Origin of the sequence: Actinomadura livida, assembly GCF_014648675.1 — a bacterium.
GTDB classification, from domain to species: Bacteria; Actinomycetota; Actinomycetes; order Streptosporangiales; family Streptosporangiaceae; genus Spirillospora; species Spirillospora livida.
On sequence record NZ_BMRO01000015.1, the window covers coordinates 42,592 to 64,967 of the forward strand.

A 22,376-nucleotide genomic window follows, 5' to 3' on the forward strand; every position below is an offset into this window, starting at 1 on the left:
CGTAGCGTGCTGGACATGCAGGAAAACGCCTACACGCACGAACACGCCTACATGAAGGAATGCGCCGCGGAGGCCGCCCGGATCGCCCGAGGCGTCCCGCGGGACGGGCTGGAGGGCCCCACCCCATGCGGGGAGTACGACCTCCGGGCGCTCGTGAACCACCTCGTCCTCTACACGTCCCACGGCCTTGAGCACCGCGCGCTCCGCAAGGAGCTACCGGAGGAGCTGACCGGACGCGACTTCACCGCCGACGACGCCTGGGCCCGGGACTACGCCGACCAGATCGACCGCGCGGTCGCCGCCTGGGCGGACCCGGCCGTGTGGGACGGGGAGATCTCCGGCACCCCGGCGGCGGACACCGCCGCGATGCTGGTCCTGGAGATGGCCCTGCACGGCTGGGACGTCGCGAAGGCCACCGGCCAGGAGTACCGGGTCTCGGCTGATACCGGACGCTTCGTTCTCAAGACCGTTGAGAAGAACGCCGAGATGTACCGCCAGTACGACGGGTTCGCCGCGCCCGCCCCCGTCGCGGAGGACGCGTCGAGCTTCGAGCGGGCCGTGGCCGCCTCCGGGCGCGACCCCCGCTGGCGGCCCCCGGCCCGCTGACCCGCACCGGCCGTCCGGCGCCGGTTCACGCCGCCTGGTCGCCGCCGACCTTCTCCTCGGTGACCGGGACGAAAGGCCGGCGCCCACCGGGCACCCCGGTGCGGACCTCGCCGCCGCTCTCGTAGCGGAACGCGAACGGCAGCCCGGCGGCGGCCACGGGCCGCCGCCGGTCCATCAGGTGGAAGTGCAGGTGCGGCTCCGACGAGTTGCCGGAGTTGCCGACCTCGCCGAGCACGTCCCCCGCCCGGACGCGGTCGCCCTTCCGCACGCGGACCGACCCCCGCCGCATGTGGGCGAGGAACGCGTACACCCCGTCGCCGAGGTCCAGCACCACGGAGTTGCCGGCGACGAACCGCCCCGCCGACAGCGTGAAGTAGGACAGCAGCGCGCGGAACAGGACGCCCTCGACCACCAGGTAGAGGAACGCGGGCCACGAGTTGCGGCTCCAGTGGTCGCGCTGCCATCCGCTCGCCTGGACGACCACGCCGTCGGCGGGCGCGGTGATCTCCTGGCCGAACGAGGGGAACGACTCCGGCCGCGACGCGAGCGGACCCTTGCGCAGCGGCTGCCACTCCGCCGCCCCCTCCGGCACGTGGACGAGGTCGATCGCGTACGTCTGCCCCAGCTCGTGGGTGCCGTGGCTGGGGATCTTGTCCGCGGGGCTGTTGACCGGCACCCACCGTCCCCGGACGGGGCTCCGCAGCACGACCGGCTCCCGTCCGGGGGCGGTGCCGGACACGAAGAACAGCAGCAGCCCGCCGACGACCATGGCCATGCCCGCCATCGACAGCGCGCTGCGGCCGTGCAGCGGCGTACTGAACGCCAGTGCCAGGCCGAGCAGGACGAACAGCGTCCTGAAGCGGGCGAGTGTCCTGTGCATCTTCCCTCCTTGGGGGGTTCAGCGGCGGGTCGCCGCGAGGACGGCGAGGAGCGGCACCACCCGCTCACCGGGGACGCTGTACCGCCCGCGCGCCGGGGTCCGCAGCCAGCCGGCCGCGACCAGCTGGCGCAGGTGGTGGTAGAGCTGCCCGGTGGTGCCGAGCCCTTCGTGGGCGGCCAGTTCGGCGGTCGTCCGGGCGCCGTGGAGGATCTCCCGCAGCAGCAGCAGGCGCACCGGATGCGCCAGCGCCGACAGCGTCTCGGCCGCCTGGGACCAGTCGTCGGCGAGCAGGTCCTCGACCGTGTGGCCCTGCTGCCATTCGTAGTGCTCGCCGGACGGCAGCGTCACCGAACCGGTGAACAGCACGGCGCCCGGGTCGTCGACCCGGTCCTTCAGGCCGTTCAGCGCCCAGAAGGTGCCGTCCGCCTTCGGCCTCTCGACCTGGGCTTCCGCGCCTTCCAGACGGGCCACGCGCTCTTCCAGGCGCTCGACCCGCTCCGCCAGCTCCTCGTTCTCCACGATTCCAATACTACGTAACTACGTAATATCCATCAAACAGGTCGCCCCGGGAAGGGTGCTCGCCGCCGGACGGCGCGTCAGCCCACCTGGTCCTCGTGGACGTGGAACGGGCGGCAGCCGTGGTGGCCGCTGCCGGACGCGAGCCCGGCGCGGAGCACCAGGTGGTCGGTCCCGTAGCCGCGGCGCTGCTGGTAGGCCCAGTACGCGGTGCGGTCGCCGCCCGTCCACCGGTCGAAGATCAGCACCTCGCGGTCGCCGGCGCCGCCGCTCGACTTGATGACGAGGTCGCCGGGCCGCAGCCGGGAGGACGGGGCGTGCCGGCAGTAGGAGGACTCCAGGGCCAAGCCCGGCCCCAACACGGTCGGCCTGGCGTCCTCGACCTACACGACGCGCATCACCATGTCCCAGCTCAAGAAGGGCGACGTCATCATCGACGCGATCGGGAGCAACACCACCCGGCACGTCGTGATCTTCGAGAAGTGGGCCGACAGCGCGCACACCGCGTACTGGGCGTACGAGCAGCGCGGCGGCTACGGCACCGACTACCGGACGCGGTCCTACGGCCTGTCGAGCGGCAGCGAGTACAAGGCGTACCGCCCGAAGAACATCGCCTGACCCGACCCTTCCGAGTCGCGCCCGGCCGGCCTCCGGCCGGGCGCGACGCGCGCCTTAGGCGAGTTTCTTCACCAGGAGCTCGAACTCCAGGTCTTCGCGCTTGGGGAGGCCGAACCGCTCGTCGCCGTACGGGAACGGCTGCTTCTCCCCCGTCCGGACGTAGCCGCGCCGCTCGTACCAGGCGATCAGCTCCGCGCGGACGGTGATCACCGTCATGCGCATCTCGTCCGCGCCCCACTCCTCGCGCGCCACGCGCTCGGCCTCGGCGAGGACCCGCCGGCCGAGCCCGCCGCCCTGGACGCCGGGGTCCACGGCGAACATGCCGAAGTAGGCGTGGCCGCCGCGGTTCTCGAGCTGGCAGCAGGCGACCGGGACGCCGTCCGCCTCGGCGACCAGGAGGCGGCCGGACGCGTCGTCCACCACGGCCGCGACCATGTCGGGATCCGTGCGCTGGCCGCCGAGCAGGTCGGCCTCGGTCGTCCACCCGGCGCGGCTCTCGTCGCCCCGGTAGGCCCGCTCGATGAGCGTGACCAGGGCGGGGACGTCGGCCTTCGTGGCGGCACGGAATGTCGGCTTCGCGGGATCCATCGGAACAAAAGCTAGCGCAGCACCCAAAACGCCCCGGACCCGCCCGCGGCCGAACGCGGTTGCGCGCGACAATCTGGATGTTTAGTATCCAGATTGTGCGGATGAGCGAAGGCGTCGAGTGGGCGCTCCACGAGTGCCTCAACCTCACCTGGCTGGAGCCGGGGGAGGCGGTGACGGCCGCCCGCCTGGCGAAGTACTACGAGCTGCCCACCGCCTACCTGAACAAGCAGCTCCAAGCCCTCACCCGCGCCGGGATCCTCGACTCAACGCCCGGCCCGCGGGGCGGGTTCCGGCTCGCGCGCCGCCCGGAGGACATCACGATGATGGACGTGGTGACCGCCATCGAGGGACCGGACGGCGCGTTCCGCTGCGAGGAGGTCCTCCGGCGGAGCCCGGGGGACCACGAGGGCGCCGACTACCGCAAGTCCTGCATCATCTCCCAGTCCATGCGCCGGGCGGAGCTCGCCTGGCGCAGGGAGCTGGCCGCGGTGACCATCGCCGACCTGAAGGAGATCGTCGAGAGCCGGCACCCGGCCTCGCCCGGCGCCATCCTCCGCGGCCTGCGGACCTGACTTCGCACCACCCCTGCCATCGGGGGAGTCGTCGGCCCTAATTCTAGACATTGAATATCCAGATCTAAGGAGGTCACCATGCAGGCACGGATGAACGTCACGAAGGCCGCCCCGGGCGGGTACAAGGCCATGCTGGCGCTGGAGGCGTACCTCGGGGAGAGCGGCGTACCGCACAGCACGCTGCTGCTGCTCAAGCTGCGGGTCAGCCAGATCAACGGCTGCGCGTACTGCGTCAACATGCACTCCCGCGACGCCAAGGCCGAGGGCGAGACCGACGAGCGCCTCTGGTCGGTGGCGGCCTGGCGCGAGGCGCCCTTCTACACCGACGAGGAGCGCGCGGCCCTGGCGCTCGCCGAGGCGGCCACGCGGATCGGCGACAACCCGGCCGGTGTCCCGGACGACGTCTGGAACGAGGCCGCCGACCACTACGACGAGAAGTCCCTCGCCGGCTTGGTCATGGCGATCGCCGCCATCAACGCCTGGAACCGTATCAGCGTCACCGTCCGCAACCCCGCCGCCTGAAAGGGAGCACGTTGCCCCACTCCATCACCAACCCGGCCGGTCTCTACCGGCCCACGACCTACAGCCACGTCGCGACGGTCTCCGGCGAGCTCGTCTTCATCGCGGGCCAGTTCGCCTCGGACGGCGACGGCGAAGTCGTCTCGGCGGACTTCGCCGACCAGGTCCGGCAGTCCTTCGCCAACCTGCGCACCGCCCTGCGGTCGGCCGGGCTGGACTTCGAGCACGTCGTCCAGTTGCGCACGCACATCGTGGCGCACGACGCCGGCAAACTCGCCGTCCTCGCCGACCACATCCGCGAGATCTGGAAGGACGAGCCACCGACCCAGACCCTCTCCGGCGTAGCGGCACTGGCCTACCCGACCATGCTGTTCGAGGTGGACGCGGTGGCCGCCCGCCCCTGACTCCCCGCCGCTACTGGCCGATACGCCGCCCGGCGCCCATCGGCCAGTAGCGGCGGCCGCCCGGCAAACCGCTCGCGATGGAGGGCCTTACGGATGCGCGATCCGGTCGAGGAGCCAGGTCTCGATGCCGTCGCGCGCCGTTTCGGCCATCGTCGTCGGGTGGCCGGTGAAGCCGTGGGGGGCCTCCGGGTAGATCTGGAGGTCGACGCGGTTGCCGGCGGCGGCGAGGCGTCCCGCCATCGCGAGGTTGTCCTCCAGGACGATGTCCGCGCTTCCGATGACCATGAGGGCCGGAGGGAGGCCGCGGAGGTCGCCGTAGATGGGGGAGATGTCCGGGACGGTGCGGTCGGCGACGTGGCCGACGTAGGTCTGGATGAAGTACTCGTCGGCGATCCGGCGCCCGGCCGGGGTCTGCGCGCTCAGGTCGTAGGTGCCGAACTGGAGCACGGCGCCTGAGAAGCCGTCGACGGCCCCGCCGTCCCGCAGCCGGAGCAGGGTCGCCAGTGCGAGTGTCGCTCCCGCCGAGTCGCCGCCTATCGCCAGCCGGGCCGTGCCGAAACGATCACCGGCCTGTGCCAGCAGCCAGCGGGCCGCCGTCTCGCAGTCGTCGGGTGCGGCGGGCCAGGGATGCTCGGGGGCCAGCCGGTAGTCGACGCTGACGACCGCCAGGTGGCGGGCGTCCGCGAGGCGGCGGTTGCGCAGGTCGCCCTGCGCAGCGGAGCCCATGTAGAAACCGCCGCCGTGGATGTCCAGGTAGACGCCTCGTGCTCGCCCGCCGGTGGGAGTGAATATCCGTACCGGGACACGGGCTCCGCCGGCTTCGGCCACCTCTTCGATGCCGGGCGGATCGGCGGGGGGAGGCGCGGACCTCTTCGCGCGTGCCTCCGCCAGCTCCTCCAGGGTGCCGGGGCCGCGTCCGGCCGCCCTCGAAGCGTAGAAGTCGCGAGCCTCATCGAGTTGCTGCGCCGGCAGGTCGGTGAGCAGATCGTCCAGCGCGAACCGCACGCGCGCTCCTCAGGGTCGGGGCCGCCACCGACGCTATACGGCTCGGGTGAGCCCCGGCTGGTCGACGCGGCAGTCGTCGCCGATCGGGCGGGTGATCGACCAGTGGCGGCGGAAGTGGCACTTGGACATCTTCCAGCGGCCGTCCTCGACCACGTACTCGTCGTCGTACTCGCCGGTGCTGACCGTCTCGGTGCCGTCCAGCAGGTTCACCTGGCGGAACTTCAGCGTCCAGCGGCCGGACGCGCTGTTTGCGCCGTGGACGGTGATGTCCGGATGCATCGCGTGGTGCATGTCGAGGATCGCGTTCCGGCCGTCGACCTGCTGCAGGGCGATGCGCTCGAAGACCTTGGCGATGCCGTCCGCGTCGTCGAAGGCGCCGAGGCGGTCGAAGTCGATCGACGCGCCGGAGGCGATGAAGCACGCGCGGAACCCCGCGGGGTCCTTCGCGTCGCAGGCCCGCAGGTAGCGGTGCTTGAGCGCCTTGATCTCCTCGACGGCCTCCAGCCGGGCGATGCGCTCGGCGAGGTCGGGACCCGGTGGCTGCGGCATGGTGGCTCGACCATCCGGCATGGGCGGAGCGCCGTCCAGCGGTGTCCCGGTGAACGGGAGGCGCAGCAGCGGCGGGGTGAGGACGAGCAGGACGGCCGCGAGGGCGGCGACCGCGACCATGGCTCCGCGCAGTCCCGCGGCCTCGGCCCACAGGCCCACGTAGCCGGGACCGGCGAGGAACCCGAGGTAGGAGACGGTCGTGACGACGGAGGTCGCCCGGCCCCGGCGGGACTCGTCGACGTTCCGCGAGACGATGCCGAGCAGGGTCGGGAACAGCACCGCGGTCCCGGCGGCGGCCAGCACGAGACCCGGTGCGGCGACCGGCAGGGTGGGCGCGGCGGCGATCAGCACCGCGCCGGTCGCGGCGGCCGACGCCCCCGTGAGGAGGACGGTGCGCGCGTGGGCGGCCTTCACGCCGCCGACGCAGAACCGCGTGATCGCGACCGTCCCGGCGAACACGGCGGGCGCGACGGCGCTCAGCCCGTCTCCCGAGCCGAGCTCGCCCTGCGCGAAGACCGCGCTCCAGCTCTGGTGCGCGTTCTCGCTGGCGAACGCCAGCGCGCCGAGTATCCCGATGCTCAGGAACGGGACGATGCCGCGCCGGCCGGACGGCGACGCACTCGCCGCCGGGACGTGCCGAGCGGTGACGACCTCGGCGCGCAGCGTCCTCAGCAGGAAGACACCGGCGACCAGGGAGAGCACCGCCACCGCCCCGAACGGCGCCGCGAGCGGCAGCGACGCGGCCGACGCCAGGCCGGTGCCGAGACTGGCGACGACCACCAGCGCGGAGAAGACGCCGTGGGCCGGGGTGATGACGGGACGGCCGGCGATCTTCTCGGCCCGGCCGGCGACCGCGTTCATGGCCACGTCCGCCGCTCCGCTGGCGGCGCCGACGGCGGCCAGCCCGGCGCACAGGCCCGCCAGGTTCACCGCGGTCACCGCAACTCCGGCGCCCGCGCACCCCAGGGCGGCGACGGCCGGCGCGGCGACCCGCAGGCCCCAGCGGTCGAGCGCCCTGCCCGCCAGCAGCATCGCGGGCAGCGCGCCCGCGCCCACGAACAGCAGCGCGAAGCCGAGCCGGCCGTCGCCGATGCCCGCTTGCTGCTGGACCCGCGGGACCGAGGCGCCCCACGCGCCCCAGAACGCGCCGAACGCGGCGAAGGCCACGATCGCCGAAACGATCAGTGGGCGGTGCGTCCCGGCGGATCTCCACGGCATAGGTGTAACGATACACAACCTAGGCTGGTGCCCATGGAACCGAAGCGGGTGACCCTCGCGCAGGTGGCGGAACTGGCGGGCGTCTCCGTCATGACCGCCTCCTACACCTACAACCGGCCGGACCGCGTCTCCGAGAAGGCCCGGTCGAAGGTGCTCGCCGCGGCGGCCGCCCTCGGGTACGCCGGACCCGACCCGAGCGCCCGGTCGCTGCGCCGCGGCAGCACCCGCACGCTCGGCGTGGTCCTGGGGGAGCACCTGAGCTACGCGTTCGACGACCCGGAGGCGGTGTCCTTCCTGGCCGGGGTCGCCGATGTCTGCGCCGGCCACGGCTACGGCGTGACGATCCTGCCGATCTCGGGCGCGGCCGACGACGTCACGCGGATCAGGGACGCCGCCGTCGACGGGTTCGTCATCTGGACCACCTACGACGACGATCCCGTCCTGGCTGCGGTCCGGGCGATGCGGCGTCCGGCGGTGGTCCACGGCGGCCCGGCCGTCCGCGGCATGGGCCTGGTGAGCATCGACAATCGCGCGGCGGCGGCCGCGGTGGGCGCCCTCGCCTTCGCCGGCGCCGCACGTCCGGCGGTGCTGAGCCTTCCGCTCACCCGCGAGCGGACGAGCACGATCACCGCCGGGGTGGACATCGGGGCGGCGTCGTTCCCGGTCACGCGGGACCGGTTGGAGGGCTACCGGCGCGCGGCCGAGGGCGCCGGCCTCGCCTGGCGCGAGGTGACCGTGGCGGTGTGCGCGCGCAACGACGCGGCCGAGGCCGAGCGGCTCGCCGCGACCCTGCTGGCCTCCGCCGAGCCGCCCGACGCGATCGCCGCCATGAGCGACCGGCAGGCGGCCGGCGTCCTCCGCGCCGCCCGCGCCGCCGCCCGCGCCGTCCCCGGCGACCTGGCGGTGACCGGCTGGGACGACGCGGCGGTCGCGGCGGACCTCGGGCTGACGACGGTGGCCCAGTCCCTACGCGACCAGGGAGCGGCCTGCGCACACGCCGCGCTCGGCCGGGAACCGGCCTCCCGGACCGCGCCGTGGTCGATCGTCCGCCGGAGCAGCACCCGGCCCTGAGCGGTCAGCGGGCGGGGAGGATGCGGCCGGTGACCTCGCCGAAGCCGATGCGGGTGCCGGAGGGGCCCGGGGCGGTGGCGGAGATGGTCACCTCGTCGCCGTCCTCCAGGAACGTGCGGGGTTCGCCGTTGACGGCCACGGGCTCCTTTCCGCCCCAGGTGAGTTCGATGAATGCGCCGCGCTGGTCCTTGTCCGGGCCGGAGACCGTGCCGGACGCGAACAGGTCGCCGGTGCGGGACGAGGCGCCGTTCACCGTCATGTGCGCGAGCATCTGGGCGGGCGACCAGTACATCTCGCGGTAGGGCGGGCGGGAGACCACCTGCCCGTTCCACGCGATCTCCATGGAGAGGTCGAGGCCCCACGGGTTCTTCTCGCGCAGGTACGGGAGAGGTTCGGGGTCTTGCGGAGGGGTGGCTACGCGGGCGGCTTCCAGGGCCAGCAGGGGGACGACCCAAGGGGAGATGGACGTCGCGAAGCTCTTCCCCAGGAACGGGCCAAGGGGCACGTACTCCCACGCCTGGATGTCACGCGCCGACCAGTCGTTCACCAGGACGACGCCGAAGACCCGCTCGTCGAAGTCGTCCACGCCCACGGCGCTGCCCAGGGGAGAGGGGGTGCCGACGACGAAGCCGACCTCTGCCTCGATGTCCAGGCGGCGGCTCTCGCCGAAGGTCGGGACGTCCTCGCCCTTGCGCTGGCCGGTGGGGCGGACGATCCCGGTCCCCGACGGCACGACCGTCCCCGCGCGGCCGTGGTAGCCGACGGGGAGGTGCTTCCAGTTGGGCATGAGCGGCTCGGAGTCGGGCCGGAAGAGGCGGCCCAGGTTGGACGCGTGGTGCTCGGACGCGTAGAAGTCGACGTAGTCGGCGACCTCGAATGGCATGTGCATCGTGACCGAGTCCACCGGATGCACGGCCGCGTCCGGTATCTCTCCTGCGACGAGGTCCAGGATCCGTTCGCGCACCTCCACCCACCGTGCGTGCCCCTGAGCCATGAAGGGGTTCAGGGACGACGTCGCGAACACGGGGTCCACGACCGTGAGGTCCACGACGGAGTCGGCGACGCGGACGCCCGCGCGGGGTGACGCGCCGGGGGCGGAGAACACGCCGTAGGAGAGGTTGGCGAGCCCGAAGAGGGAGTCCTCGGGGATCTCTACGCGGGTCATCGGATGGTCTCCTGGAGCACGGGTTCGAGCAGCCCGAGGTCCGTGAGTTCGGTGACGGGGTCGGTGATGCTGCACGTTCCGAAGGACAGGAACAGGGCGCGGGCGGCGGCCGTCCTGGACTCGCCGAGCCGGGCCACGCGGTGCGCGACGGACCGGGCGTCGCGGTCGGCGAGGGTCGCGGCGAGGTCGCCGAGCGGGCCGCCGTTCAGGGCCGCGTCGGCCGCGAGCAGCAGGTTGAGGAAGCCGTGCTGGTGGAAGCCGGTCTCCGGGTCGGTGTTGCGGACGGGATGGTGCAGCCCCGCGGTCGCCTTGAACGGGACGCCGGCGCCCGCCACCGCCTGGATCGCGGCGGCCAGCTCCTCCGGGGTCGGGTACAGGTTGGCCTTCACGCCGCCGGTGCGGAACTTCGCGCGGTGCCCGCGCGCGGCGATCGCGGCGATCATCGCGGGGCGGCGCTCGTCCCTCGGCACCTCGACATAGAGGGGCAGGTCGACGCGGCCGAGCACGCGGAAGAACTCGTCCGGGCGCATGCCGGGCGGGACGGCGACCTCCAGCCCGCGCAGGTCGACGGGCAGGTCGGCGGCCGTCACGAGCGCCTTGGCCGCCTCGCACGGGCCGCCCGGCGCCGTCACCGACAGGTCGAGCGGGCCGCGGTCGTCGAGGAGGCGGTCGAGGTCGCGCAGCGCGCTCGCCGGCAGCACGAGGGGGCCGACGAGCTCGGCGTACGGGGCGGCACGGTGCGCGCGGTGGGCCGGGACGGCCTCGGTCAGCGGCGCGAGGCCGGGCGGGAAGACGGCCGCGTCGTCGCACAGCCCGCGGGCGAACGTCGGGACCATCATGCCCGCCCCCTCGCCCACGTCCAGGCGTAGTCCGGGTCTTCGCAGGCCAGACCGCCCTCACCGAGCTCCAGCGGGCGGAACGTGTCGACCATGACGGCGAGCTCGTCGAAGAACTCGACGCCGATGCTGCGCTCGTACGCGCCGGGCTGCGGGCCGTGCGCGAAGCCGCCCGGGTGGACGGAGACGGAGCCCGGCCCGATGCCGGAGCCCTTGCGGGCGCCGTAGTCGCCGCCGCAGTAGAACATGATCTCGTCGGAGTCCACGTTCGAGTGGTAGTAGGGCACCGGGATCGACAGCGGGTGGTAGTCGACCTTGCGGGGGACGAAGTTGCACACGACGAAGTTGTGCCCCTCGAACACCTGGTGCGCGGGCGGCGGCTGGTGGACGCGCCCGGTGATCGGCTCGAAGTCGTGGACGCTGAACGTGAACGGGTACAGGCAGCCGTCCCAGCCGACGACGTCGAACGGGTGGTGCGCGTAGGTCATCCGGGTCCCGGTGATGCCGCGCGAGTCCCGGTGCTTCACCAGGACCTCGACGTCGGCGCCGTCCATCTGGAGGGGGTCGTCCGGGGCGTGGAGGTCGCGTTCGCAGTACGGGGCGTGCTCAAGGAACTGGCCGTAGCGCGACAGGTAGCGCTTCGGCGGCGCGACATGGCCGTTCGCCTCGATCGCGTACGCGCGGAGCGGCTGGTCGCCGGTCGGCAGCCACCGGTGGGTGGTGGACGCCGGGATGACGACGTAGTCGCCCTCCTGCGCGGACAGCGTCCCGAAGACCGTCTCGACCGTGGCGGTGCCGGACTCGACGTAGACGATCTCGTCGCCGGTCGCGTTGCGGTAGAGCGGCGAGTCGGCGGCGGACACGACGTACGACAGCCGGACGTCGCCGTTGCCCAGGATGAGGCGCCGCCCGGTGACGACGTCGGTCTCGGACCACGTCTCCTTGGGGAAGAGCTCGTGCAGCTTGAGGTGGCGCGGTTTCAGCGGATGGTTGGGCGTCGTGGAGGCGTCCGGGACGTCCCACGCCTGCGAGTCGACGATCGCGGACGGGATCTCCCGGTGGTACAGCAGGGACGAGTCGGACGAGAAGCCCTCCTCGCCCATGAGCTCCTCGAAGTACAGACGCCGCTTGCCGTGCCCGGCCTCGCTGTGGCGATGCTGGGTGTGGCGTTTCGGCGGCACGCGGCCGACCCGGCGGTAGTGGGCCATGCTCCATCGCCTCCGATGGTTAACGCATAAACTACTTTGTCGCGACCCTACGACTCATCTGCCGCCCAGGGAAGGGCCTAACCGTGTTCGGCCGCGCGTGTTCCGCCATCGGACGCGGCGGCTAGCTCCGCTCGCGCACGTCGAACCGGGTGCGGCCGTCGATGAGCTTGTCCAGCAGCATGATCAGCATCCGCTGCTCGGTCTCGGTCAGCACGCCCGCCCACTGCCGCTCGCGCTCGTTCTGCTCGGCGAAGACGTCCAGCATGGCGCGGTGGCCGTGCTCGGTCAGCGACAGGATCACCGACCGGCCGTCCCGCTCGCCGGGGGTGCGTTCCAGCGTGCCGTCCGCGATCAGGGTCTTGGTCAGGTTGGACACCGCGGCCCTGCTCATCCCGGCCAGCGTGGCGGCCCGGCCCGGCTCCAGCGGCCCCGCGAGCCAGGTGACGAACAGCAGCCGGAAACCCGCCCACGAGTGCCCGCGCGGCCGGTGCACCGTGGACTCCAGGTCGTAGGTGACGATCGCGGACGCCCTGTTGAGGGTCAGCAGCAGCCGCGTCGCGAGCGGGTGCGGGAAACCGAACTCCTCGGACAGCCGGCGCCCCGCGAGATCGACGAACGACCAGAAATCCGGCTCATCAGTGCTCATGGCCTCGCTCCGCTCGGCGGCCCGCAGCCGTGTCGCGTCCGGTGAAGTGGTTCATGGATTAACTATTTAACCCGCTGGAGACGTGCGTGTCAGGAAGAGATCATCGGGCATCTCTCGGGACAAGGCAGCGTAATCGGGAGCGGGAGGGACGATGGCGACGGTCGCCGACCAGTTCATCGAGGTGTTGCGGCAGGCCGGCGTCCGGCGCGTCTACGGGGTGGTGGGCGACAGCCTCAACCCGATCGTGGACGCGGTCCGCCGCACCGACGGCATCGACTGGGTGCACGTCCGCAACGAGGAGGCGGGCGCGTTCGCCGCGGCGGCGGAGGCGCAGACCACGGGACGTCTCGCCGTGTGCGCGGGGAGCTGCGGCCCGGGCAACACGCACCTCGTCCAGGGCCTGTACGACGCGCACCGGTCGGGCGCGCCGGTGCTGGCGCTGGCGTCGCAGATCCCCAGCGCGCAGATCGGCAGCGGCTACTTCCAGGAGACCCACCCCGAGCGGCTCTTCGCCGAGTGCAGCCACTACTGCGAGCCGATCGTCACCCCGGAGCAGATGCCGCGCATCCTGCGGACCGCGATCCAGCACGCGATCGGGCTGGGCGGCGTCGCCGTGCTGACGCTGCCCGGCGACACGGCGGGCAAGGACGTCGCGGGTCCCGCCGGCGAGCACGACTTCCTCGTCCACAAGGGAATCGTCCAGCCGCCGGCGGACCAGGTCGAGAAGCTCGCCGGGGCGCTCAACCGGGCGCGGAAGGTGATGCTGTTCTGCGGCGGCGGCGTCAAGGGCGCCCACGCCGAGGTGATGCAGCTCGCGCACAAGGTGCTCTCACCGGTGGGGCACGCGCTGCGCGGCAAGGAGTGGATCCAGTACGACAATCCCTTCGACGTGGGGATGAGCGGCCTGCTCGGCTACGGCGCCTGCTACGAGGCGACGCAGGAGGCCGATCTCGTCGTCCTCCTGGGCACCGACTTCCCGTACGACCAGTTCCTGCCTGGCAAGAACACCGTCCAGGTGGACAGCGACCCATCGAGACTGGGCCGGCGCACGCCGCTGGATCTGGCCGTCCATGGCGACGTGAAGGAGACGCTCCGGCTCGTCCTGGACAAGGTCGAGCAGAAGCACGACCGGTCGTATCTGGACGAGATGCTGCATCGTCACACGCGCGCTCTGGAGAACGTCGTCTCCGCCTACACGCGGGACATCGAGAAGCACATCCCGATCCACCCCGAGTACGTCGCGAGCGTCCTGGACGACGTCGCCGCCGACGACGCGATATTCACCGTGGACACCGGCATGTGCAACGTCTGGGTCGCCCGCTACATCACCCCCAACGGGCGGCGCCGCGTGATGGGCTCGTTCGTCCACGGCTCCATGGCGAACGCCCTCCCGCACGCGATCGGCGCCCAGTACGGCGCGCCCGGACGGCAGGTCATCTCCGTCTCCGGCGACGGCGGCCTCGGGATGCTGCTCGGCGAACTCCTCACGGTCCGGCTGCACCGCGTCCCCGTGAAGATCATCGTGTTCAACAACGCGTCGCTCGGGATGGTGCGCCTGGAGATGATGGTGGACGGCTTCCCCGCCTACGAGACCGACCACGAGGCCGTCGACTACGCCGCGGTCGCGCGGGCGATGGGGATCGAGTCGTCCCGCGTGGAGCGCCCGGCCGAGGTCGCGGACGGGCTGAAGCGCGCCCTCGCCGCCCCCGGCCCCTACCTGCTGGACGTCGCCACCGACCCGAACGCCCTCTCCATCCCGCCGCGCATCACCTCGGAGCAGGTGAAGGGCTTCGCGCTCTCCGCGGGCAAGACCGTCCTGACCGGCGGCGTCGGCAAGATGCTCGACCTGGCCCGCAGCAATCTCCGCAACATTCCCCGCCCGTGACCCCGTCCGAGACCCCGGCGTCCCTCACCGGCCGCTGATCCGCGCCTCGATCCCGTCGAGGACGATCGACAGGCCGAGCTCGAACCCGGCGTCGAAGTCCGCGTCGCCCGCCCGGACGTGCGCGGCCAGCGTCGGAAGGTCGGCGGCGCGGCGTTCGAGCAGGTCCTGGACGCGGGCGCGCAGCGCGGCCTCCGCGTCGGGGTCGCGGAACCGGGAGCGCCACGCGAGTTCCTCGGCCACGAACCCGTGCACGTAGCCGCTCACCGCGCTGACGGCGGCGGTGAGCAGCGGCCCCTCGATCCCCGCCCGGTCGAGTGTGGCGTAGACGTGCTCGGAGCGCGCCAGCGAGCCGGGCCCGAGCAGGGGCCGCGTGCCGATCAGGGCCGGGATCCACGGGTGGCGCAGCATCACCCGCCTGCTGCGCGTCATGTGGTCGGTCAGGACCTCCCGCCAGCCCGCGTCCTCTTCCCCGGCGATCTCTATCTCGGAGATGCCCGCGTCCAGGGCGAGGTCGAGGACATCCTCCTTGGCCTTGACGTACTCGTACAGCGACATGGTCCCGGCATCGAGCCGGGCCGCCAGCCGCCTCATGGAGAAGCCGTCCACGCCCTCGGCGTCCAGCAGCGCGACCGCCGCCTCGACGATCCGCTCCAGCGACAGCCGCGGCCTGCGCGGACGCTCCTCGGGACGAAGCCAGACTCCGCCCATGGCCCTCCTCCCTTCCGTGCACTGTACGGAAAACCGTACAGCTAGCTTCGTCGGAGAAGGAGGGGGTGCATGATGGAAAGCGAAGAGTGGCTGCGTTCGTTCGCCGACCTCGCCCTGCGGGTCGACCGGCAGGCGGGCGGGCCGAACACGAGCGGCCTGACCCTCATCTACCGCGGGCCGGACGAATGGCGCGAACAGGTGAACCAGGAGGCGCCGAGACCGCCCGGACGGCTCGTCGGGGACGCGGAACGCCTGCTGGACGACCCGCCGTTCGAGCGAAGCCGAGCCGCCTACCTGTCCGGGCAGGTGCGGGCGCTGCGCGCGGTGGCGCGTCGGCTCGACGGTGCCGCGCAGACGCTGCCCGAGTACGTCCGGGAATGCCTCGGAATCGATCCCGAATGGGTGCCCGAATCGGTGTTCGCGACGGCGCACGAGGAACTCGACGCCGCGCTGCCGCCCGGCCCCGGAGCGCTGGCGGATCGCCTGGCCGCCTGGCGGGCGGCCCACCGGCTGGACTCGCTCGACCGGCTTCCGGAGCTGGTGGGCCTGGCGGTGGAGGAGACGCGTGCCCGCACCGCGCGGATCGTCCCGCTGCCGGACGGAGAGGTCGTCGGCTGCCGCGTGGTCTCCGGCGTGCCGTTCCACGCGGCGGGCGACCACGAGGGCGGGCTCGCCTCGACCATCCACATCAACAGGGACATCCCGTTCAACCTCGCCGATCTCCTCTACGTCGTCGCGCATGAAGGCCATCCCGGGCACATCGCGGAGTCGCTGCTCAAGGAGACGCATCTGGCCGATCGTCCCGAGCAGCGGGTGCGGTTCCTGCTCTCGCCGCAGGGAGTGATCAGCGAGGGCCTCGGGCTGGTCGCGGAGGAACTCGTCTTCCCAGGGGACGAAGCGCAGGAATGGCTGGCCGAGCACGTCCTGCCCGACGCCCGCGGACTGGGGGACCTCGCCGCGATCCACCGGGCGATGAACGCGATGTGGGGCGCCTGGCCGAACGCCTCGCTCATGGCCGCCGAAGGCCGACCGCAGGAGGAGATCCGCGCCTACCTCTCGCGCTGGGCGCTGCTCCGCGAGGAGGAGCTGGCCGCCGCCATGCCGCTGATCGCGGTGCCGGGCGGCAACCCGTACCTGTTCGCCTACTACCACGGCTGGCGGCTGGTGCGCGCCTGGCTGGACGGCCCCGGCCGCCGCGAACGCGCCCGCCGCCTGCTCACCGAGCAACTGCTCCCCGCCGACCTCACCGCCTGACGCACCCGGGCGCCCGCGGGCCCGGCGGGGACGAGGTTCGTTGTCAGGCACGTGATAAGTGCGCGACTGAATGACTGGGTCTGTGTAGAAGAAGGCGAAAAGTGGATATCCCTACGGTCGGATCATGACTCGTACTAGGGCCGGAGGCGGCAGATGAGCGGACGATCGTCGGAGTTCGGGCGCCGCGCGGCGCTGGTCGCGCGGGCGGGGGCCATGTTCGTCCGCAGCGGGATGGGGCGCCCCGGGCCGCCGCTGAAGGTCGCCCGGCAGCTCGACGCGCTGCGCCGCTGGGGGACGCTGCTGGGCGGGACGCTCGTGTCGTCCGCGGCCCGCGACCCCGACCGCGTCGCCGTCATCGACGACGCGGGGGAGCTGACCTACGCCGAGCTCGACGCCCGCACCGACCGGCTCGCCGCCGCCCTCGGCCGGTTCGGCGCCGCGCCCCGCGTCGCGGTGCTGTGCCGCAACCACCGCGGCATGGTCGAGACGCTCGTCGCGTGCAGCAAGCGCGGCTCCGACCTCGTCCTGCTGAACACCGGGATGAGCACCGACCAGCTCGTGTCGGTCGTGGGGGAGCAGGAGGTCGAGGTCGTCATCGCCGACGGCGAGTTCGGCGACTTCCTCGCGGCGCTCCCGGAGGCCGTCCACACCGTCCAGGCCGGCCGGACGGACTCGGAGCTGGAAGAACTCATCGACACGGCGCCCGCGGAGAAGGTCGAGCCTCCGGCGAAGCCGGGCCGCACCATCGTGCTCAGCTCCGGCACGACCGGCCGGCCCAAGGGCGCCAACCGGCACTCGCGGCCCGGCCTGTCGCCGATGGTGGCGATCCTGTCGCGCATCCCGTTCCGGGTGCACGAGCGGATGCTCATCGAGGCGCCGCTGTTCCACACCTGGGGGTACGCGATGTTCCAGGCGGCGCTCCCGCTGCGCGCCACGATCGTGCTGCGGTCCCGCTTCGACCCCGAGCAGACCCTCAAGACGATCGAGGCCACCGGGGCGACCGCGCTCATCGCCGTGCCCGTCATGCTGCAGCGCATCCTGAACCTCCCGGACTCGGCGCGGACCGGGCACGACACGTCCTCGCTGCGGATCACGGCGCTCAGCGGCTCGGCGCTGCCGGCGACGCTCGCGACGGCGTTCATGGACGAGTTCGGCGACGTCCTCTACAACCTGTACGGGTCCACGGAGGCGTCGTGGGTCACCATCGCCACGCCCGCCGACCTGCGCGCCCGCCCCGACACCGCGGGCACGGCGCCGCCGGGGACCAAGGTCGCGATCCTGGACGAGTCCGGCGAGCCCGTCCCGCCCGGCACCACGGGACGGATCTTCGTCGCGAACGACCTGCCGTTCGCGGGCTACACCAGCGGCGACACCAAGGAGATGCGCGACGGCCTGATGAGCCTCGGCGACGTCGGGCGACTGGACGAGGCCGGCCGGCTGTTCGTGCAGGGGCGCGACGACGACATGATCGTCTCGGGCGGCGAGAACGTCTTCCCGAGCTCGATCGAGGAGGTCCTGGGCGGGCTGCCGCAGGTGCGGGAGGTCGCGGTGATCGGGGTGCCGGACGAGAAGTTCGGCCAGCGCGCCGCCGCCTTCCTCGCGCTGCACGAGGGGGAGACCCTGGACGCCGACGCCGTCCGCCACCACGTCCGCGACCACCTGGCACGCTACGCCGTCCCCCGCGACGTGCACTTCCTGGACGCCCTCCCCCGCAACGCGACAGGCAAGATCGTCCGCCGCGACCTCCAAGCCCACGAGCCCGACCCGTCCTGACGATCAGGGCGCACCAGCCTCAGCCACGCACGCGAGTGCGCTACCTGACCGGGGAGGCGAAGCCGGAGGCGAGCCTCCCCGGGAAGATCGCGAAGCGATGCCGCACTCGCACAGGCCAGGTCACGGAGCGAGCGCTAGCGAGCGGAGTGGGCCTGGTCTGCAGTCAACACCGCGTCGACCAGGAACCGCAGGCGGGTGCGGTGGGGGGACTGCTCGAAGCTCCACTCGTCGGCCAGGGCGTCGATGACGGTGAGGCCGCGTCCGTGGTCGAGGCGCGGGTCGGCGCCGTCGGCGTCGGCCTGGGCGGGGCCGTCGTCGGTGATGTCGACGCGGATCCGCCGGCCGTCGGTGGCGACCGTGACGGTGACGATCCCCGTGCCGTGCAGGATGGCGTTGGCGACGCCCTCGGCGGCCATCAGCTCGACGTCGTCCAGGAGCGTCTCGTCCGCGATGACCTTCGCGGCGCGCTCGCGGACGGCGCGCCGGGCCCTGCGGCCGCCGTCGCCGTCGCCGGTGAACGCGAACGGTTCACCGAGTCGTTCCATCCCCACGGTCAATCCATCACCACACAGTCGGAACTCGGAAGCGCACCGCGATCATTCACCTCCGGTGAGTGATCGGGCAACGTCCTGGACGTATTGATCTCGGCCTTTCCGGGAGGGTTACTGCGCTAGTCGCGGAGCCTACGGTACGAGTTACCGCCGCATCGGCGCATTGCGAAAATATGAAACATCGACCGCGTTCTTGCTCACTCCAGCACATACCCGGGCCGTGCCCGTTCCGACCGTGTTGGGGGCCTTCCCTCGCGCGATCAGAATATTGCTCACCTATACACACAAATCGGGCAATTACTCTGCGTTTCGCGCTGGATCCCCCGCCGCGTCTCCCGTGTCACCATCCGGGCCAGGAGGTGTGCCATGCAAGCGGTCGTCCTCGCCTGCGCCGCGCAGGCCGTCTACATCGTCGCCTACGTCCTGTTCAAGACGGCCACCGGCCGGATGAGCCCGATCGGGGGCCGCCATCCGCTGCACGCCGCCGGGCGGCTGGTGCGCAGCCCGCGCTGGCTGACCGGCGTCCTCGTGCTGCTGGCGGGCTTCGCGCTGTCGGCGACCGCGCTCGTCACGCTCCCGGTCGTCGCGACGCTCCCCGCGTTCGGGCTCAGCCTGGTCCTGCTGCTGGTGGTGGGGATGAGCGGGTTCGGCGAGCGGCCGACGTCGCGGGAGTGGCTCGCCGCCCTGATCACCGTGGCGGCGATGGTCACCGCGGCGCTGTCGGTCATGCCGGGCCACGGTGAGTCCCTCGCGGAGGCGCTGCACCGGACGGGCGGCGCCGCGGCCGCGGCCGCGCTGTCGCCGTGGAAGGCCGCGCTCGTCTTCGTCCCGTCGCTCGCGCTGCCGCTGTGGCTGCTCGGCGTCCGGGACCGGCAGGTCGGCGGCCGGCACGCGCGGCCGCTGACCGGCATCGCCTACGGGCTCGGCGCGGGCGTCCTGCTCGGCGCGACCGAGGTCTTCGGCATGGGTATGGCGATGATGCTCGCCGGGCCGGACCCGTGGGCCGTGCCGGCGACCGCGTACCCCGCGCTGTTCCTGCTCGCGGGCGTCCTCGGCCTCGGGATGCTGTCGATCGGGCTGCAGCGCTGCCGCCTCACGATCATCGTCACCGTCGTCACGGTGACCGCGAAGACGCACCTGCTGCTGTCGGCCACGCTGCTCTACGGGGAGCCGTGGCCGCGCGAGTCCGGGCTGTTCCTGCTGCGGGTCGCCGGGGTCGGCCTCGCCGTCCTCGCGCTGCTGGCGTTCCCCCGCCACGAGCGCCGCGGCCGCGCCCGCGCCGCCCGGGACGCCGGGCGGCGCCCGGTCCTTTCCTGGGTGCCGCCCGCGACGGCCCCGGCTCGGCCGGTGCACGTCCAGCAGCGGATCGGCGCGCAGCCGCCGGCGTGGCCGGTCGCGCGGGCCGCCGGGTTCCGTGGGCACGGCCGGCCGGTCGCCCCGCGCGGGGACCTCCCGTCCGCGGGCCCGCGGCCGCTCCGCTGACCGGCCGCGGCCGGGCCTCAGGACCCCGGCGCCCCGGAGCGTCCGATGCAGGCCATGAGGGCCTTCTGCGTGCGGCCGTCCTGCGGGTCGGGCTGCCAGGTGGTCACGTCTTCGGGGACCTTGATGCCCTGCTTGCGCATGCACGCGACGAACGCGTTCACGACCTTGGACGGGACGGCCGAGGGCAGCCCCGGCGTCGCGCCGCCGCCCGAGGACGAGTCGCCCCCGCCGGCGTCACCGGACGGGGTCGCCGCGGGGCTCTCCGCGGTGGGCTGGGCGGACGGCGTCGGCTCGGGACCACCGTCGCCGCCGCACGCGGTGAGCGCCAGCGCCGGCACGAGCAGCAGAACCGCGAGATGACGTCTGTTCACGGAGTGCCTCCAGTGGAGCGGGGGCCTAGACGATATCCAACGGGCGCGTGCCGCGCTTTTGGTGCGCAACTTTCATCGATCTGGATTTATTGGGGTGCATCGGTGGGAATCGCATCGCATTGATCAACGAGTTGTCACTTCGCTTATAGTCGCGGAGCCGGATTGCCGCACCCCCGGGCATGGCGTGCGGGCGGTGCGCGGGTCCACACTCGGGTGCCTTCCTGATCCCGCGACCGAGGTTGGTGTGCAGTGACCGAAGACGCCCGCGACTTCGACGTGATCGTGGTGGGCTCGGGGTTCGGCGGCAGCGTGTCGGCGCTGCGGCTGGCGGAGAAGGGCTACCGCGTCGCCGTCATCGAGGCGGGCCGCCGCTTCGACGAGAAGACCCTCCCGAAGACGTCCTGGCGGCTGCGCAAGTACGTGTGGGCGCCGCGCCTCGGGATGCGCGGGATCCAGCGCGTCCACCTCGTCGGCGGCAAGGCCGGCGTGCTGGTGCTGGCGGGCGCGGGCGTCGGCGGCGGCTCCCTGGTGTACGCGAACACCCTCTACGAGCCGCCGCGGCCGTTCTTCACCGACCGCCAGTGGGGCCACATCACCGACTGGCAGGACGAGCTCAAGCCGTTCTACGACCAGGCCCGCCGGATGCTCGGCGTCACCGTCAACCCGCTCGTCACCCCCGCCGACGAGGCGATGAAGCGCGTCGCGGACCGGATGGGCGTCGGCGACACCTTCCACGCGACGCCCGTCGGCGTGCTGTTCGGCGAGAAGCCGGGCGAGGACGCGGACGACCCGTACTTCGGCGGCGCCGGTCCCCGCCGCCGGACCTGCACCGCCTGCGGCTCCTGCATGATCGGCTGCAAGGTCGGCGCGAAGAACATGCTCACGAAGAACTACCTGTACCTGGCCGAGCGGGCGGGCGTCGAGGTCGTCCCGGACACGACGGCCACCGCGCTCACGGCCCTCCCGTCCGGCGGCTACGAGGTGGCGACCGAGCGCACCGGCTCCCTGCGCAGGCGCCGCAGGACGCTGACCGCCGAACACGTCGTCCTCGCCGCCGGTACCTACGGGACGCAGCGGCTCCTGCACCGGATGCGGGCCACCGGACGCCTCCCGAACCTGTCGCCCCGCCTCGGCGAGCTCACCCGCACCAACTCCGAGGCGCTCCTCGGCGTCGAGCGCATGACCGTGTGGCACCGCAAGAAGGACGTCGACCACAGCACGGGCCTCGCGATCACCTCGTCCTTCCACCCGGACGAGAAGACCCACATCGAGCCCACCCGCTACGGCGCGGGCAACAACGCGATGGGCGTCATCCGCACGCTGCTCGTCGACGGCGGCGGCCCGCCCCGCTGGCTGAAGTTCCTCGGCCAGGCGGCCCGGCACCCGACCGTCATCCTGCGGGGGCTGTCCCTCCGGGACTGGGCGAAGCGCACGGTCATCGCCCTGGTCATGCAGACCGCCGACAACTCCATCACCGTCGGCGAGAAGCGCGGACGCCTCGGCCGCCGCAAGCTCGTCGCGAGCCAGGGAGTGGGCGAGCCCAACCCCACCTGGATCCCCGTCGCGCACGACGCCGTCCGGATGCTCGCCGAGGAGCTCGACGCCACCCCGGGCGGGACGTGGTTCGACCTGTTCAACATCCCGACGACCGCGCACTTCATCGGCGGGTGCGTCATCGGGGAGACACCGGAGGCGGGCGTCATCGACCCGTACCACCGCGTCCACGGGCACCCGGGCCTGCACATCGTGGACGGCTCCGCGGTCACCGCGAACCTGGGGGTCAACCCGTCCCTCACCATCACCGCGCAGGCCGAGCGGGCGATGGCGTTCTGGCCCAACCGCGGGCAGAAGGACCCGCGTCCCGAGCCGGGCGCCCCCTACGAGCGCGTCGAGCGGATCATGCCGGACGACCCCGCCGTCCCGGAGCACGCCCCGGCCGCCCTCAGGTAGC

24 protein-coding genes are annotated in these 22,376 nt (G+C 72.5%); 11 read left to right on the forward strand and 13 right to left on the reverse strand.

Annotated elements, in window-relative coordinates:
- Positions 1 to 15 precede the first annotated feature (15 nt).
- The gene (locus IEZ03_RS29945; protein WP_184879435.1) at positions 16 to 606 is read left to right on the forward strand and encodes a TIGR03086 family metal-binding protein; all 591 of its coding nucleotides are present in this window, start codon (positions 16 to 18) and stop codon (positions 604 to 606) included.
- Positions 607 to 631: 25 nt separating this feature from the next.
- Here IEZ03_RS29945 and IEZ03_RS29950 read toward each other — a convergent pair whose 3' ends face one another.
- The 3 genes from IEZ03_RS29950 to IEZ03_RS29960 all read right to left on the reverse strand — a co-directional run bounded on the left by IEZ03_RS29950 (position 632) and on the right by IEZ03_RS29960 (position 2,349).
- On the reverse strand, positions 632 to 1,486 hold the full coding sequence (locus IEZ03_RS29950) for a M23 family metallopeptidase (protein ID WP_184879438.1): 855 nt from the start codon (positions 1,484 to 1,486) through the stop codon (positions 632 to 634).
- A gap of 18 nt (positions 1,487 to 1,504) precedes the next feature.
- Positions 1,505 to 2,005 carry an ArsR/SmtB family transcription factor gene (locus tag IEZ03_RS29955; RefSeq protein ID WP_184879441.1) on the reverse strand — a complete coding sequence of 167 codons (501 nt, stop codon included), beginning with the start codon at positions 2,003 to 2,005 and terminating at the stop codon, positions 1,505 to 1,507.
- 77 nt (positions 2,006 to 2,082) lie between these two features.
- Positions 2,083 to 2,349, reverse strand: a complete 267-nt coding sequence (locus IEZ03_RS29960) for a hypothetical protein (RefSeq protein ID WP_184879444.1) — start codon at positions 2,347 to 2,349, stop codon at positions 2,083 to 2,085.
- A 55-nt stretch (positions 2,350 to 2,404) separates the two neighbouring features.
- Here IEZ03_RS29960 and IEZ03_RS29965 point away from each other — a divergent pair, with 55 nt between their 5' ends.
- A complete protein-coding gene (locus IEZ03_RS29965; RefSeq protein WP_184879447.1) occupies positions 2,405 to 2,620 on the forward strand; it encodes a hypothetical protein in 216 nt (71 codons plus the stop codon).
- A gap of 54 nt (positions 2,621 to 2,674) precedes the next feature.
- On the opposite strand, the gene IEZ03_RS29970 is transcribed toward IEZ03_RS29965, so the two are convergent.
- Positions 2,675 to 3,208 (reverse strand): GNAT family N-acetyltransferase, encoded by a 534-nt coding sequence (locus tag IEZ03_RS29970; protein WP_184879449.1) that lies wholly within the window; start codon positions 3,206 to 3,208, stop codon positions 2,675 to 2,677.
- A 101-nt stretch (positions 3,209 to 3,309) separates the two neighbouring features.
- On the opposite strand from IEZ03_RS29970, the gene IEZ03_RS29975 reads away from it, so the two are divergent.
- The 3 genes from IEZ03_RS29975 to IEZ03_RS29985 all read left to right on the forward strand — a co-directional run bounded on the left by IEZ03_RS29975 (position 3,310) and on the right by IEZ03_RS29985 (position 4,703).
- On the forward strand, positions 3,310 to 3,780 hold the full coding sequence (locus IEZ03_RS29975; RefSeq protein WP_184879452.1) for an RrF2 family transcriptional regulator: 471 nt from the start codon (positions 3,310 to 3,312) through the stop codon (positions 3,778 to 3,780).
- A gap of 78 nt (positions 3,781 to 3,858) precedes the next feature.
- The gene (locus IEZ03_RS29980) at positions 3,859 to 4,302 is read left to right on the forward strand and encodes a carboxymuconolactone decarboxylase family protein (RefSeq protein ID WP_184879455.1); all 444 of its coding nucleotides are present in this window, start codon (positions 3,859 to 3,861) and stop codon (positions 4,300 to 4,302) included.
- Between the two features lie 11 nt (positions 4,303 to 4,313).
- Positions 4,314 to 4,703, forward strand: coding sequence for a RidA family protein (locus IEZ03_RS29985; RefSeq protein ID WP_184879459.1), 390 nt, complete (start codon positions 4,314 to 4,316; stop codon positions 4,701 to 4,703).
- 87 nt (positions 4,704 to 4,790) lie between these two features.
- Here IEZ03_RS29985 and IEZ03_RS29990 read toward each other — a convergent pair whose 3' ends face one another.
- On the reverse strand, positions 4,791 to 5,708 hold the full coding sequence (locus IEZ03_RS29990; RefSeq protein WP_184879462.1) for an alpha/beta hydrolase: 918 nt from the start codon (positions 5,706 to 5,708) through the stop codon (positions 4,791 to 4,793).
- Positions 5,709 to 5,741: 33 nt separating this feature from the next.
- Positions 5,742 to 7,475: an MFS transporter gene (locus tag IEZ03_RS30000; protein WP_229808680.1), complete on the reverse strand. Its 1,734-nt coding sequence runs from the start codon at positions 7,473 to 7,475 to the stop codon at positions 5,742 to 5,744.
- Between the two features lie 33 nt (positions 7,476 to 7,508).
- Here IEZ03_RS30000 and IEZ03_RS30005 point away from each other — a divergent pair, with 33 nt between their 5' ends.
- Positions 7,509 to 8,546, forward strand: coding sequence for a LacI family DNA-binding transcriptional regulator (locus tag IEZ03_RS30005; RefSeq protein WP_184879465.1), 1,038 nt, complete (start codon positions 7,509 to 7,511; stop codon positions 8,544 to 8,546).
- 4 nt (positions 8,547 to 8,550) lie between these two features.
- Here the strand turns inward: IEZ03_RS30005 and fahA are convergent, their stop codons facing one another.
- The 4 genes from fahA to IEZ03_RS30025 form a co-directional block, all read right to left on the reverse strand.
- Positions 8,551 to 9,711, reverse strand: coding sequence for a fumarylacetoacetase (fahA, locus tag IEZ03_RS30010; protein WP_184879468.1), 1,161 nt, complete (start codon positions 9,709 to 9,711; stop codon positions 8,551 to 8,553).
- Positions 9,708 to 10,550, reverse strand: coding sequence for a hypothetical protein (locus IEZ03_RS30015; protein WP_184879471.1), 843 nt, complete (start codon positions 10,548 to 10,550; stop codon positions 9,708 to 9,710). The genes fahA and IEZ03_RS30015 overlap by 4 nt, the downstream gene beginning before the upstream one ends.
- The gene (locus tag IEZ03_RS30020; RefSeq protein ID WP_184879473.1) at positions 10,547 to 11,755 is read right to left on the reverse strand and encodes a homogentisate 1,2-dioxygenase; all 1,209 of its coding nucleotides are present in this window, start codon (positions 11,753 to 11,755) and stop codon (positions 10,547 to 10,549) included. Before IEZ03_RS30020 ends, IEZ03_RS30015 begins: the two co-directional genes overlap by 4 nt.
- Before the next feature lie 121 nt (positions 11,756 to 11,876).
- Entirely contained in the window at positions 11,877 to 12,401 is a 525-nt protein-coding gene (locus IEZ03_RS30025) for a MarR family winged helix-turn-helix transcriptional regulator (protein ID WP_184879475.1), read from the reverse strand.
- A gap of 151 nt (positions 12,402 to 12,552) precedes the next feature.
- Between IEZ03_RS30025 and IEZ03_RS30030 the strand changes: the two genes are divergently transcribed.
- Positions 12,553 to 14,286, forward strand: a complete 1,734-nt coding sequence (locus IEZ03_RS30030; RefSeq protein WP_184879477.1) for a pyruvate dehydrogenase — start codon at positions 12,553 to 12,555, stop codon at positions 14,284 to 14,286.
- Positions 14,287 to 14,310: 24 nt separating this feature from the next.
- On the opposite strand, the gene IEZ03_RS30035 is transcribed toward IEZ03_RS30030, so the two are convergent.
- Positions 14,311 to 14,994: a TetR/AcrR family transcriptional regulator gene (locus IEZ03_RS30035; protein WP_184879479.1), complete on the reverse strand. Its 684-nt coding sequence runs from the start codon at positions 14,992 to 14,994 to the stop codon at positions 14,311 to 14,313.
- 69 nt (positions 14,995 to 15,063) lie between these two features.
- On the opposite strand from IEZ03_RS30035, the gene IEZ03_RS30040 reads away from it, so the two are divergent.
- The gene (locus IEZ03_RS30040; protein WP_229808681.1) at positions 15,064 to 16,248 is read left to right on the forward strand and encodes a hypothetical protein; all 1,185 of its coding nucleotides are present in this window, start codon (positions 15,064 to 15,066) and stop codon (positions 16,246 to 16,248) included.
- Between the two features lie 153 nt (positions 16,249 to 16,401).
- Positions 16,402 to 18,021, forward strand: a complete 1,620-nt coding sequence (locus IEZ03_RS30045; protein WP_184879481.1) for an AMP-binding protein — start codon at positions 16,402 to 16,404, stop codon at positions 18,019 to 18,021.
- Positions 18,022 to 18,155: 134 nt separating this feature from the next.
- On the opposite strand, the gene IEZ03_RS30050 is transcribed toward IEZ03_RS30045, so the two are convergent.
- Entirely contained in the window at positions 18,156 to 18,566 is a 411-nt protein-coding gene (locus IEZ03_RS30050) for an ATP-binding protein (RefSeq protein ID WP_184890287.1), read from the reverse strand.
- Positions 18,567 to 18,938: 372 nt separating this feature from the next.
- On the opposite strand from IEZ03_RS30050, the gene IEZ03_RS30055 reads away from it, so the two are divergent.
- Positions 18,939 to 20,054 (forward strand): hypothetical protein, encoded by a 1,116-nt coding sequence (locus IEZ03_RS30055; protein WP_184879483.1) that lies wholly within the window; start codon positions 18,939 to 18,941, stop codon positions 20,052 to 20,054.
- A gap of 17 nt (positions 20,055 to 20,071) precedes the next feature.
- Here the strand turns inward: IEZ03_RS30055 and IEZ03_RS30060 are convergent, their stop codons facing one another.
- Positions 20,072 to 20,425, reverse strand: a complete 354-nt coding sequence (locus IEZ03_RS30060) for a hypothetical protein (RefSeq protein WP_184879486.1) — start codon at positions 20,423 to 20,425, stop codon at positions 20,072 to 20,074.
- A gap of 249 nt (positions 20,426 to 20,674) precedes the next feature.
- On the opposite strand from IEZ03_RS30060, the gene IEZ03_RS30065 reads away from it, so the two are divergent.
- Positions 20,675 to 22,375, forward strand: a complete 1,701-nt coding sequence (locus IEZ03_RS30065; protein ID WP_184879489.1) for a GMC oxidoreductase — start codon at positions 20,675 to 20,677, stop codon at positions 22,373 to 22,375.
- Position 22,376 lies beyond the last annotated feature (1 nt).